The sequence below is a fragment of the Variovorax paradoxus genome (genome assembly GCA_016806145.1).
Lineage (GTDB): Bacteria > Pseudomonadota > Gammaproteobacteria > Burkholderiales > Burkholderiaceae_C > Variovorax.
The window spans coordinates 2,646,909-2,659,811 of record CP063166.1; the positions used below are offsets into that span (position 1 = coordinate 2,646,909).

General features: G+C 70.3%; 8 protein-coding genes. 5 read left to right on the forward strand and 3 right to left on the reverse strand.

What is annotated here, in order from left to right; translation table 11 throughout:
- Position 1: 1 nt before the first annotated feature.
- Positions 2 to 1,969 carry a sensor histidine kinase gene (locus INQ48_12225; GenBank protein QRF59932.1) on the reverse strand — a complete coding sequence of 656 codons (1,968 nt, stop codon included), beginning with the start codon at positions 1,967 to 1,969 and terminating at the stop codon, positions 2 to 4.
- Positions 1,970 to 2,296: 327 nt separating this feature from the next.
- On the opposite strand from INQ48_12225, the gene INQ48_12230 reads away from it, so the two are divergent.
- Positions 2,297 to 4,081, forward strand: coding sequence for a carboxylesterase family protein (locus tag INQ48_12230; protein QRF59933.1), 1,785 nt, complete (start codon positions 2,297 to 2,299; stop codon positions 4,079 to 4,081).
- A 104-nt stretch (positions 4,082 to 4,185) separates the two neighbouring features.
- On the opposite strand, the gene INQ48_12235 is transcribed toward INQ48_12230, so the two are convergent.
- On the reverse strand, positions 4,186 to 4,623 hold the full coding sequence (locus tag INQ48_12235) for an Lrp/AsnC family transcriptional regulator (GenBank protein ID QRF59934.1): 438 nt from the start codon (positions 4,621 to 4,623) through the stop codon (positions 4,186 to 4,188).
- 122 nt (positions 4,624 to 4,745) lie between these two features.
- Here INQ48_12235 and ilvB point away from each other — a divergent pair, with 122 nt between their 5' ends.
- The 4 genes from ilvB to INQ48_12255 all read left to right on the forward strand — a co-directional run bounded on the left by ilvB (position 4,746) and on the right by INQ48_12255 (position 11,751).
- Positions 4,746 to 6,596: a biosynthetic-type acetolactate synthase large subunit gene (gene ilvB, locus INQ48_12240; protein ID QRF59935.1), complete on the forward strand. Its 1,851-nt coding sequence runs from the start codon at positions 4,746 to 4,748 to the stop codon at positions 6,594 to 6,596.
- 130 nt (positions 6,597 to 6,726) lie between these two features.
- Positions 6,727 to 10,272, forward strand: coding sequence for an indolepyruvate ferredoxin oxidoreductase family protein (locus INQ48_12245; protein ID QRF59936.1), 3,546 nt, complete (start codon positions 6,727 to 6,729; stop codon positions 10,270 to 10,272).
- Between the two features lie 74 nt (positions 10,273 to 10,346).
- On the forward strand, positions 10,347 to 10,925 hold the full coding sequence (locus INQ48_12250) for a TetR/AcrR family transcriptional regulator (protein ID QRF59937.1): 579 nt from the start codon (positions 10,347 to 10,349) through the stop codon (positions 10,923 to 10,925).
- Positions 10,926 to 11,010: 85 nt separating this feature from the next.
- Positions 11,011 to 11,751: a 3-oxoacyl-ACP reductase FabG gene (locus INQ48_12255; protein QRF59938.1), complete on the forward strand. Its 741-nt coding sequence runs from the start codon at positions 11,011 to 11,013 to the stop codon at positions 11,749 to 11,751.
- Here the strand turns inward: INQ48_12255 and INQ48_12260 are convergent, their stop codons facing one another.
- On the reverse strand, positions 11,752 to 12,747 hold the full coding sequence (locus tag INQ48_12260; protein ID QRF59939.1) for an AraC family transcriptional regulator: 996 nt from the start codon (positions 12,745 to 12,747) through the stop codon (positions 11,752 to 11,754).
- Between the last annotated feature and the right edge of the window lie 156 nt (positions 12,748 to 12,903).

A 12,903-nucleotide genomic window follows, 5' to 3' on the forward strand; every position in this document is an offset into this window, starting at 1 on the left:
CTCAGGCCGTGGCGGGCACGGTCTCGCGTTCGATCGGCAGCCACAGCGTGAAGCGCGTGCCCTCGCTGCCCGACTGCCATCCCACCGTTCCGCCGATCGCGCGTGCGCGCTGCTGCTGATTGCGCAGCCCGCGCCCGCCATGCTGCAGCGCCTCGGCCACGTCGAAGCCCGCGCCGTTGTCCTCGATGGTCACGCACACCAGATCGTCGGTGGCCGCGGTGCTCACGCGCAGGGTGGTGGCGCGCGTGTGGCGCATCACGTTGGCGATGGACTCCTGCATGATGCGCAGGATGTGCAGTGCGCTGCCCGGGTCGAGCCAGGGCAGGTGCGGCACGGGCCGCACCTCCCAGCGCAGCGCGATGCCGGCGCCCTCGATGCGCGGCGCGAGCCTGAAGCGCAGCGTCGCGAGCAGCAGCAGCAGGTCGGGGTCGACGATCTCGATGGAATCGATGGCGAGCTTGAGGTCGTCCATGCAGGCCTTGAGCATGTCGGCGATGCAGGCGTCGCTCATGCTGCCTTGCTCCACCGAGCGGATGGCGCCGATCAGCGAGGAGCCGAGGCCGTCGTGCATGTCCTGCATGAGGCGGCGGCGCTCGGCGTTGAGCATCTGCTCGTTCTCCACCACGCGCAGCCGCTCGTAGCTCTGCTTGAGCTCGTCCTCGCGCTCGCGCAGCCGGTGCGCCAGGCCCTTGTTGAGCCGCGCCACCTCGGCGAAGGCGCCGGTGTAGCGCAGGAACATGATGTACGAGAAGACAAAGAACAGGCCGATGATGGCGTAGGGCGAGGTATAAACGCTCTCGGGGCCCACGAGGTTGTTCTGCAGCAGGGCGTCGTAGCCGGTGAACGCGACGGCGATCATGGTCCAGGCCGCGACCAGCCGGCCCTCGGGCAGCTGCACGCGGTAGGCCTTGCGCAGGTTCACCGAGAAGATCAGCACGGCCACGGGCAGCACGGCGAGGTTCAGCAGTGGCGTGAACAGGTAGAGGCTGACGATCGAGCGCGAGACCTGCGGCAGGGTGGCGAGGTTGCAGGCCAGCACGAGGCCGACCGACAGCCGCGTGAGCCAGGGCGAGGGCTGCCGGTGCAGGCGCTCGAGAAACAGGTGGACGAACAGGATCAGCCACAGCAGGCTCGCCACGGTCATCCATTCGAACCACTCGTCGGACATCGGGATGTAGCTGCCGCCCACGTAGTAGTGCAGCATGCGCATGAACGCCGCCGCCGAGATGGCGAAGAACAGCAGGTACAGCGGTTCGCGCCGCTTGCCGAGCCACACGGCGAAGGCGAAGGCGCCGACCGCGAGGAAGGCGGCGCTGCCCATGAACGGCAGCTGCACCTGCAGCAACTGGCGCGCCTGGTAGCGCCAGGACAGGTCGTCCTCGTGGCCCACGCGCACGGTCGACAGGCCGCTGCCGCTGCTTCGCAGCCGGTCGACGCGGATCAGCACCGACGCGGGCGTGGGTGCCTGCGCCGCGAGGTTGAGCGGCAGCAGCAGCGGATGGTTGTAGCCGTTGTGGATCGGGCTGCCGTGCGACTGGTAGATGAGCACGCCGTCGCCATACACGGCGATGTGGCCCAGCGTCTTCCAGCGCGGCAGATAGAGCAGGCGCGGCTGCGTCGAAGGCGGCAGGCGGCCGAGGTCGAGGCGGTACCAGTCGGTGACGGTGCGCATGCCACTGGAAGCAGTGGGCACGAGCTCGCGGTCGGCGGTGTAGGGCAGGCCGACCGGCTTCCAGCCGTCGCGCGGCAGTTCGGCATCGACGGACAGCAGCGGCGGGGCCGTGAAGCCGGTGCCATTGACCGACTGCAGCTCGGCCTCGGTGATGTGGATGGGCTGGTCGTCCGGCGGCGCCGCTGCGGCGGCGGGGGAGCGCGCGCAGCACAGCAGCAGCACGATCAGCGGCAGCGCGCGCCAGAAGGCCGCGATTCCCCGACCGGCTCGCTCGCCGTCGTTGTTGCCCTGTCTCATCGAACGCTTGCGCCTTGGAACTCGCTGTCTGCTCGCGGCGTGCGCCGGACGGGCGCCGGCCTTTGCAGCGAGGGGCGCGCCCGCGGGCCGCCGGTTTCTCCCCGATCGAACGGCCGCGCGCACAGGCGACCCGTTCGCTGTCCCGTCTTCGCGGGTCGGGTCGATTATCCCGCGCCGATCGCCGCGCGGGCCCTTGCCCTCACATAGAACGCGGGCCAAAGGTGTGCGCGCGCCACATTGGAATCGGCGCCCGCCGTGCCGAGACTAGCGGATGGCCATCGGTCCTCGGGCCGGCGGCCATCACCACTGGAAAAAACAGGAGACTTCATGACGATTCGCCATCTGCGCGCCGGTGCCGCCTGCGCCGTTCTTGCCCTGCTGCAACTCACGGCCTGCGGCGGCGGTGGAGGCGGCGGTGCCGGCTTCGTGGCCTTGCCCCCGCCCACGACGAGCAACCCGCCGCCCGACACGCCGCCCGCGCAGTCCCCGGTGCTGCGCACCACGGCCTACGGACCCGTGCAGGGCAACGACGACTCCGCGACCAACGGCACCTACAGCTGGAAGGGCGTGCCCTTCGCGAAGCCGCCGGTCGGCGCGCTGCGCTGGAAGGCGCCGGTGGACCCCGAACCGTGGACCGCGACGAAGACCGCGCAGAAGCTCGGCAATGCCTGCGCGCAGACGGGCCGGCTCTACGGCCCGGGCCAGAACAACCGCTACGACGAGACCATCGGCACTTCGATCGGCAAGACCACCGGTTCGGAGGACTGCCTCTACCTCAACATCTGGACGCCCTCGACCGCGGCCGCGACCGACAAGCTGCCCGTCATCGTGTTCGTCTACGGCGGCAGCAACATCACGGGCTACACCGGCGACCCGGTCTACGACGGCGCGGCGCTCGCGAAGGCGGCCAACGCGGTGGTGGTGTCGATCAACTACCGGCTCGGCATCCTCGGCTTCCTGGCCTCGCCGCAGCTCAAGGCCGGCGTGGACGCGAACGACGACTCGGGCAACTACGCGATCCTCGACCTGATCAAGGGCATGAAGTTCGTCAACGCGAACATCGCGCGCTTCGGCGGCGACCCGGCCAACGTCACGCTGATGGGCCAGTCGGCCGGCGCGGTCAACATCTATGCGCTGATGGTCTCGCCGCTGGTGGTCAACACCAAGCCCGCGCTGTTCCAGCGCCTGGTGCCGCTGAGCGGCGGCGTCGCCACCGCGACCACGGTGCCGAACCAGAACAACGCGCTGCTGGCGGCGCTGCTCGTGGCCGACGGCACGGTGAAGGACACGGCCGCGGCCACCGCCTTCATCGCGTCGCAGAGCAATGCCGATCTCGCGGCCTACCTGCGCTCGAAGAGCGCCGACACGCTGCTGCAAACCGTGCTCAACAAGCTGGCGCCGCAGGGGCTGTCGGCCTCGAACCCGCTCAACGACGGCGTGGTGGTGCGGACCAACCCGATCGCGGCGATCAACGCGGGCGAGTTCCTCAAGGTGCCGGTGCTGGCCGGCTACACGCGCGACGAGACCAAGCTGTTCCCGCAGAACCTCGCGACCTCGCCCGCCTTCGGCGGCATCAGCGGCCGGCTGCTCGACGACCCGACGGTGTTCTCGATGGCCTACAACTACGACCCGAACGCGGCGCCCGCGACCTCGCTCGAGCAGTGGATCCCGGGCCAGTACCTGCCGGTGACCACGCCGGTGACCGGCTTCAACGCGCGAACCGACCTCTACAACCAGTACTTCTTCATCGCGCTGCGCAAACAGATCTTTCCGGTGCTCGCGGCGCAGAAGGTGCCGCTGTGGTGGTACCAGTTCAACTGGGACAAGTCGCCGGCGCCGTTCAACGACATCTTCGGCGCGGCCCACACCTTCGACCTGCCGTTCGTGTTCGGCAACTTCGGGCCGTCGCTCTATTCGAAGTTCGCCAATTCGAAGGCCAACGAGCCGGGACGGCTGCAGCTGTCGGACGCGATGATGAAGAGCCTGGCGGCGTTCGCGCGCGGCGGCGATCCGAACAACGCGGCGCTGGGCGTGAACTGGCCGCAGTATCCGGCGATGCTGAACTTCGATGCCTCGCTGACGGCGAAGGCGATCACGGTGCAGCAGCAGTAGCCCCAACCCCAACCTCGTCCCCAACCCCAACCCGTTCGGGCTGAGCCTGTCGAAGCCTCGCGCAAGGCTTCGACAGGCTCGGCCCGAACGGCTTTTCCTCGGCCTCACAGGATCGGCATGCTCGCTTCCTTCAGCACCCGCAGCACGAAGTGCGACTTGCTGTGCCGGATGCCGGGGATCTTGTAGAGCTTCTCGCGCAGCAGGCGTTCGTAGTCGCGCGTGTCGCGCACCGCGATGCGGATGTAGTAGTCGTAGTCGCCCGAGACCAGGTAGGCCTCCTGGATCTCGGGGATGGTCGCGAGGGTGCGGCCGAAGTCGTAGAGCGTCTCGTCGGTGTGGCTCTCGAGCGTGACCTGCACGATCACCGAGTCCTGGTAGCCGAGCTTGGCCGGATCGATGTCGACCGTGTAGCGCTTGATCACGCCCTGGGCCTCGAGCTTCTTGATGCGCGTCCAGCAGCTGGTGGGCGAGAGGCCGACCTCGGCGCTGATGTCCTGCAGGGTCTTGCGCGAATCGAGCAGCAGAACCCGGAGGATCGCCATGTCGATCTTGTCGAAAAGTCCTTCGTCATCTTGCGAGGATTTGCGATTGATTTTCATGTTTGAGGCCTGAATATCCAAAAATCAGAAGCAAATTCTGCCTCAAACACGGAAGAATTGACGGCATGAGACTGCTCGACCTCCCCAACGACCTCGCCCTGACGCTGGATGCCGAAAATTCTTCGGACATCGACGCGGCCACCGACCTGCCCCTCGATGCCGCGCTCGCCATCGACACCGCGCCGCGCGTGCGCAACGGCGCCGAGGCGCTGCTCGACACGCTGGTGGCCTGCGGCGTCGACACCATCTTCGGCTACCCGGGCGGCGCCGCGCTGCCGCTGTACGACGCGCTGCACGGCGAGCCGCGGCTGCGCCACGTGCTGGTGCGCCACGAGCAGGCGGCCGTGCACGCGGCCGAGGGCTATGCGCGCACCACCGGCCGCGTGGGCGTGGTGCTGGTCACCTCGGGGCCGGGCGTGGGCAACACCATCTCGGGCCTGCTCGACGCGATCAGCGATTCGGTGCCGCTGCTGTGCATCAGCGGCCAGGTGTCGACCGCGGTGATCGGCACGCAGGCCTTCCAGGAAAGCGATGCGCTCGGCATGTCGCGCCCGGTGACCAAGTGGAACCACCAGGTGCGGATGCCCGACGAGGTGCCGACGATGGTCCGGCGCGCGCTCGAGATCGCGGCCGCGGGCCGGCCGGGCCCGGTGCTGCTCGACGTGCCGAAGGACGTGCAGCTCGCGCTGCCGGGCCAGGGCGCGCCGGTGCCCGTGCCGCGGCCGCTGCGGACGCACCGCGCTCCGGTGCCGCCGCGCGCCTGCATGCAGCGCGCGGCCGACCTGATCTCGACCGCGCGCCGGCCGGTGCTCTATGGCGGCGGCGGTCTCATCAATGCCGGCCCCGCGGCCTGCGAGGCTTTCACGCAGCTGGTGCGCAGGCTGCATGCGCCGTGCACGCTCACGCTGATGGGGCTCGGCGCGTTCCCGGCCTCGGACCCGGCCTTCCTCGGCATGCTCGGCATGCACGGCACGCTCGAGGCCAACCTCGCGATGCACGAGGCCGACCTCGTGGTCTGCGTGGGCGCGCGCTTCGACGACCGCGTGACCGGCAAGCTCGATCGCTTCTGCCCGCATGCACGCAAGATCCACATCGACATCGACCCGAGCAGCATCAACAAGGTGGTGCAGGTCGACGTGCCGATGGTGGGCGACTGCGCCGCCGTGCTCGAGGCGCTGCTCGCGCTGCTGCCCGAGCGCTTCGAGGCCGCGCGGCTCGCGCCCTGGTGGCAGCGCATCGAGCGCTGGCGCGCCGAGGACTGCCTGGGCTTCGCGCCGCGCACCGACGCGATCCTGCCGCAACGGCTCATGGCCTCGCTGCAGCAGGCGATCGGCGACACGGGGCGCGACACCATCGTCTCGACCGACGTGGGCCAGCACCAGATGTGGGCCGCGCAGTACCTGCGCTTCGACCGGCCGCGCCGCTGGCTCACCTCGGGCGGCGCCGGCACCATGGGCTACGGCCTGCCGGCCGCGATCGGCGCGCAGGTGGCGCATCCCGAGGCGCTGGCCGTGTGCGTGAGCGGCGACGCCTCGGTGCTGATGAACATCCAGGAGCTCTCGACCGCGGTGCAGCACCGCGCGGCGGTCAAGCTGGTGCTGTGCAACAACGGCTACATGGGCATGGTGCGCCAGTGGCAGGAGCTCAACCACGGCAACCGCCTGAGCCACAGCTGGAACGAGGCGCTGCCCGATTTCGTGGCGCTGGCCAGGGCCTTCGGCTGGGGTGCGCGGCGCGTGAGCGATCCCGCCGAGCTGCCCGCGGCGCTGGCCGAATGCCTGGCGAGCGAGGGGCCGTTCTTCCTCGACGTGCAGGTGGCGGCGCAGGAGAACTGCTTTCCGATGATGCCGGCCGGCGCGGCGCACAACGAGGTGATGCTGGCCAAGGACCGCTGGTACCAGCCGAAGGAGGCCTGAGCCCACGATCTTCCGCTGTGCGCTATCTTCCCCAACGCGCGCCGCTTACCCGCGGCGCGTGTTCCGCCCGCAGGCCGCTTACCGGTGGCCGAACGGGCATCTCTCGCGACTCTTACCGGAGCCTTCTCTCATGTCCCACGATCTCGCCAGCGTCTCGCTGGACGACAAGTACACCTCCACGTCCGGCCGCGTCTACCTGAGCGGCATCCAGGCACTGGTGCGCCTCATGCTCGTGCAGCGATGGCGCGACCAGGCCAACGGCCTCGATACCGCCGGCTTCGTCTCCGGCTACCGCGGCTCGCCGCTCGGCGGGCTCGACGAGGCGCTGTGGAAGGCGCAGCCGCACCTCGATGCCAACCACGTCAAGTTCCTGCCCGGCGTGAACGAGGAACTGGCAGCCACCGCCGTCTGGGGCACGCAGCAGGTGCACCTGACCGGCGAGAGCGCGGTCGATGGCGTGTTCGCCATGTGGTACGGCAAGGCGCCCGGCGTGGACCGCTGCGGCGACGTCTTCAAGCACATGAGCCACGCGGGCACCTCGCCCCATGGCGGCGTGCTGCTGGTGGCGGGCGACGACCATGGCGCCTATTCGTCGACACTGCCGAACCAGAGCGACCACCTGTTCGCGGCCTCGATGATCCCGATGCTCTATCCGCAGAGCGTGGAGGAGTACATCGAGCTGGGCCTGCACGGCTTCGCGATGTCGCGCTTCGCCGGGCTGCCCGTGGGCTTCAAGGCGCTGGCCGACACGGTAGAGTCGTCGGGCTCGATCCCGGCCGACGCGCAGAACGTGCGCACCCTGCTGCCCGAGGACTTCGTGCCGCCCGCGGGCGGCATGCATGCGCGGCTGTCGACCGACACGCTCGGCGTGCAGGCGCGCAAGCAGGAGGCGCTGATGCAGGACGCGAAGATCTACGCGGCCATCGCCTATGCGCGCGCCAACCGGCTCAACCGCGTGACCATCGACGCGCCCTCGGCGCGGCTGGGCATCGTGGCCTCGGGCAAGTCGTACCGCGATGCGCTCGAGGCGCTCGAGGAGCTGGGCATCGACGCGGCCGAGGCGGCGCGCATCGGCATCCGCGTGTTCAAGGTGGCGATGCCCTGGCCGCTTGAGCCCGACTCGATCCGCGAGTTCGCCGACGGGCTCGACGAGATCCTGGTGATCGAGGAGAAGCGTCAGATCGTCGAGTACCAGCTCAAGGAGCATCTCTACAACTGGCGCGAGGACGTGCGCCCGCGCGTGATCGGCAAGTTCGACGAGCGCGGCGAATGGGGCGCCCATCCGCGCGGCCAGTGGCTGCTGCCGGCCACGGCCGACTTCTCGGTGGCGCAGATCGCGCGCGTGATCGCCGCGCGGGTGGCGCGCTTCCACACCAGCGACATGATCCGCACGCGGCTGGCGATCCTCGACGCCAAGGACGTGGTGCTCGGCAAGGCCGTGGCCACGCCGGCGCGGCCGGCCTGGTACTGCTCGGGCTGCCCGCACAACACCTCGACCAAGGTGCCCGAGGGCAGCCTGGCGCTGGCCGGCATCGGCTGCCACGTGATGGCGACCGCGATCTATCCCGAGCACAACCGCACCACGACCCACATGGGCGGCGAGGGCGCGCCCTGGCTCGGCCAGGCCTGGTTCTCGAAGCGCAACCACGTGTTCGCCAACCTCGGCGACGGCACCTACTATCACTCGGGCTCGATGGCGATCCGCGCCGCCGTGGCCGCGGGCGTGAACATCACCTACAAGATCCTCTACAACGATGCGGTGGCGATGACCGGCGGCCAGCCCGTCGACGGGCCCGTGAGCGTGCCGCGCATCGCGCACCAGGTGGCGGCCGAGGGCGTGCGCCGCATCGCGCTGGTGGCCGAGGACCCGACGCGCTGGCGCGACCGCTCGCCGCTGCCGGCCGATGGCGGCGGCTTCGTCCTCACCATCCACCACCGCGACGAGATGGACGCGGTGCAGCGCACGCTGCGCGACTACGAGGGCGTGTCGGTGCTGATCTACGACCAGGTCTGCGCGGCCGAGAAGCGCCGGCGCCGCAAGAAGGGCGAGTTCCCGCAGGCCTCGCACCGCGTGTTCATCAACGAAGCCGTGTGCGAGGGCTGCGGCGACTGCGGCGAGCAGTCGAACTGCACCTCGCTGCTGCCGCAGCCCACGCCCCATGGCCTGAAGCGCCGCGTGGACCAGAGCGCGTGCAACGCCGACTACTCGTGCGTCAAGGGCTTCTGCCCGAGCTTCGTGAGCGTGGAAGGCGTGAAGCCGCGGCGCATCAAGCCGGTGGCCGCGCGCGGCGCCGAGGCCGACGCGGCGCTGCCCGAGCCGACCGTGCATGCGATCGAGGGCATGCACAACATCCTCATCACCGGCATCGGCGGCACCGGCGTCATCACCATCGGCGCGCTGATCGGCATGGCCGCGCACCTCGAGGGCCAGGCCGCGAGCGTGCTCGACATGACGGGCATGTCGCAGAAGAACGGCTCGGTGACCTCGCACGTGCGGCTGGCGCGCGACGCCGCGCAGCTCAAGGCGCAGCGCATTCCCACCGGCGAGGCCGACCTGGTGCTGGGCTGCGACATGCTGACCGCGGGCGCGCCCGACGCCATCGCCAAGATGCGCCCGGGCCGCAGCTATGCGTTGGTGAACACCTTCGAGCAGCCCACCGGCCATTTCGCGCAGGACCCCGACTGGACCTTCCCGGCCGGCCAGGTGCGCGCGCTGATCGAGGAGTCGGTGGCCGGCAAGGCCGACTTCATCGACGCCACGGGCCTCGCGACCCGGCTCATGGGCGACGCCATTGCGGCCAACCTGTTCCTTTTGGGCTTCGCGTTCCAGAAGGGCTATGTGCCGCTGAGTTCGGCCGCGCTGCTGCGCGCGATCGAGATCAACGGCGTGGCCGTGAAGGCCAACCAGCAGGCCTTCCACTGGGGCCGGCGCGCCGCGCTCGACCTCGCGGCCGTGGCGCGCGAGGCCTCCCCCGCGCAGCCGGTGGCGCTGCAGCTGCCGCAGGGGCTCGATGCCTTGCTCGCGGACCGCACCGCCTTCCTCACGGCCTACCAGGACGCGGCCTATGCGCGGCGCTTCTCGGACTTCGTGGCGCGGGTGCGCGGCGTGGAGCAGGCCCGCGGCCGCGGCGACCGCTTCACGCGCGCGGTGGCGTCCAACCTGTTCAAGCTGATGGCCTACAAGGACGAGTACGAGGTCGCGCGCCTCTACACCGACGGCGCCTTCATGAAGAAGCTGCAGCAGGAATTCGAGGGCACGCCGAAGCTGCGCTTCCACCTCGCGCCGCCGATCCTCGGCCAGCGCGATGCGCAGGGCCGGCCGGTCAAGCGCGCCTTCGGGCCGTGGATGCTGCAGGGCTTCCGCGTGCTGGCCGCGCTGCGCCGGCTGCGCGGAACGGCCTTCGACCCCTTCGGCCGCACCGAGGAACGCCGCACGGAGCGGCGCCTGATCGAGGAGTACCGCGCGGGCATCGAGGACATCCTCGTGCGCTGGGACGAGGTCGACGCCGACACGGCGCTGGCGCTCGCGAAGCTGCCCGAGCAGATCCGCGGTTACGGCCATGTGAAGGAGGCGAGCATCGCCGCCGCGCAGGTGCGCCGCGATGCGCTGCGCTCGCGGCTCCTGGCGTCGCGCGCCGAGGCGGGCCCGGTGGTGCGCGAGGCGGTGCCGGCCTGAGGGGGAAGGGCGAAGGCGATTCCGGAATCACCTGTTCTGGACAGGGCAATCCGGAATCGATAGACTCGCCCGCCATGGCCCGACCCAAAGCCTTCGACCGCAACGCCGCCCTGCAGGGCGCGATCGCCGTGTTCTGCGACCACGGCTACGACGGCACCTCGACCGAGATGCTGCTTGCCGCCATGGGCATCAGCCGCCAGAGCATGTACGACACCTTCGGCGACAAGCGCCGGCTCTATCTTGAGGCGCTGCAGCAGTACGCCGTGGGCCATGTGTCGCAGCACATCCGCGCGCTGCATGGCGGCGCCTCGCCGCGCGCGGGGCTGGCGGCCATGCTCGACGGCATGGCGACCCATTTCGGCGCGCAGGGCCAGCCGGGCTGCATGGGCATCGGCGCGGTCTGCGAGTTCGGCCGCGGCGATGCCGAGGTGAGCCTGTTGACCGACACCGCGGGCCGCATGCTGCAGTCGGCCATCGAGGGCCGCATCGGCGAGGCCCAGGCCGCGGGCGAGATCGATGCCGCGCTCGCGCCGCGCGCGGTCGCGCAGTTCCTGATGGCCACGCTGTCGGGGCTCAAGATCTCGGGGCGTGGCGGCGCTTCGGTCGAGGACCTGCGCGACATCGCGCGCATGGCGATGCGCGGCCTGCGTTGAATGCGTGTGTGTGCGCGCCCGGTTTCGGATGCGCTTTTTTTTGTTCTATTCTGGATCGATCGATCCGTTAAAAAAGGAAATCGACATGACGAAATCCCTCTCCGGCAAGACGGCCCTCGTGACCGGCGGCTCGCGCGGCATCGGCGCGGCCATCGTGCGGCGGCTCGCGAACGACGGCGCGGCCGTGGCCTTCACCTATGCATCGTCGGACGCGGCGGCGCGCGCGCTCGTGGCCGAGATCGAAGGGCAGGGCGGCCGCGCGCTCGCGCTGCGCGCCGACAGCGCCGATGCCCAGGCCGTTCGGCAGGCGGTCGACGCCGCGGCCGAGGCCTTCGGCGGGCTGCACCTGCTGGTGAACAACGCCGGCATCCTGGTGGGCGGCATGGTCGAGGACTACGCGCTCGCCGACTTCGACCGCATGTTCGCGGTCAACGTGCGTTCGGCCTTCGTGGCGGTGCAGGCGGCGGCGAAGCACATGGAGCGCGGCGGGCGCATCGTCATCACCGGCAGCGTGGTGGCCGAGCGCGCGGGCTTCGCGGGCTCGTCGGTCTATGCGATGACCAAGGGCGCGGTGGCCTCGATGGCGCGCGGCCTCGCGCGCGACCTCGGGCCCCGGGGCATCACGGTGAACGTGGTGCAGCCCGGGCCGACCGACACCGACATGGCGCCGAAGTCGGCCTACGGCGAGCGGCTGGAGCCGCTGATGGCGTTGGGACGCATGGGACACGACAGCGAGATCGCGGGCATGGTGGCCTACCTCGCGGGACCCGACGCCAGCTTCGTCACCGGCGCGGCGCTGACGGTGGACGGCGGCTTCCTGGCCTGATCAGGCCAGCGATCGGGCCGCGCGGTAGCCGCCCGGCGTGGTGCCGAAGCGGTCGCGGAAGGCGCGGCTGAAATGGCTGGGGTCGTTGAAGCCGTTGCGGAACGCGATCTCGGTCACGCTCAGCTGCGCGAGCCGCTCGTTGGCCAGCTCCTCGGCCGCGCGCTCGAGGCGGCGCTCGCGCAGGTAGGCGCCGTACTGCGTCTGCTGCGTGGCGAACAGGCGGTGCACCAGCCGCTTGGAGATGCACAGCTCGCGCGCGATCGCCTCGACCGAGAGCTCGGGATCGCAGAGGTTGGCTTCGACATAGGCCGCGAGCCGCTGCCAGCGGTCGCGCTCGTGGCGCCTGGCCGCGCCCGCATCGCCGGCCTGCGGCGCGCCGGCCACGGCTTCGCAGTAGATGGCCGCGAGCAGCGAGACGAAGGACTGCTCCGAGAAATAGGCCAGCGCCGGATGCGGCTGCGCCTGCACCGCGAACAGGCGGTCGAGCTGATGGCGCGCCGACTCGGCCAGCATCGAGCCGGCCTGCGCCAGCGAGGGCTCGAAGTTGTCGCGCAGGTCGGCATAGATGCCGAAGAAGCGCCCGGCCGGCAGCCGCAGCTGCACCAGCCGGCCCGATTCGTCGAGCGCGCAGGTCGAGGGCAGCCGCGTGGTGCGGAACACGATGTCGCCTTTGCGAAAAGGCAGCCGGCGGCCAGCCTGCTCGATCGTGCCCTGGCCGTCGACCGCGATCATCGCGAGCACCTCGCCCGCGCCGTCGTGGCCCGACTGGCCCGCCGCATGGCGCACCTGCATCGGCGTGGAATCGAAGCTGACCGCGATGCCGCCGCCCACGAGCCGGCAGGCCTCGAGGTTCATGCGCGGATGGCTGTGCTGCACGCTGAGTTCGCCGGGGTAGACCAGCGCGTCGAGCGTGGTCGAGTAGCCGCGCAGGTCGCCCGGATAGAAGGGGCGCAGGTGCGGCGCGAAGCTCAGGTGCGGAGTCGGGTCGTGGTGCATGGTGGGATGGAAGCCGGGCCGCGTGCATGGTTCGTGCCAAGGGCGGTCCGCGCCCGCAGTCTGGAGGGCGCGCCGCGGCCGCACATCGAGACTTTCCACTAGCGGGCAGGGTCGGGGTCCCGTCGCGTTGGCGCGCTGGATCAATGCGCGTGCGCG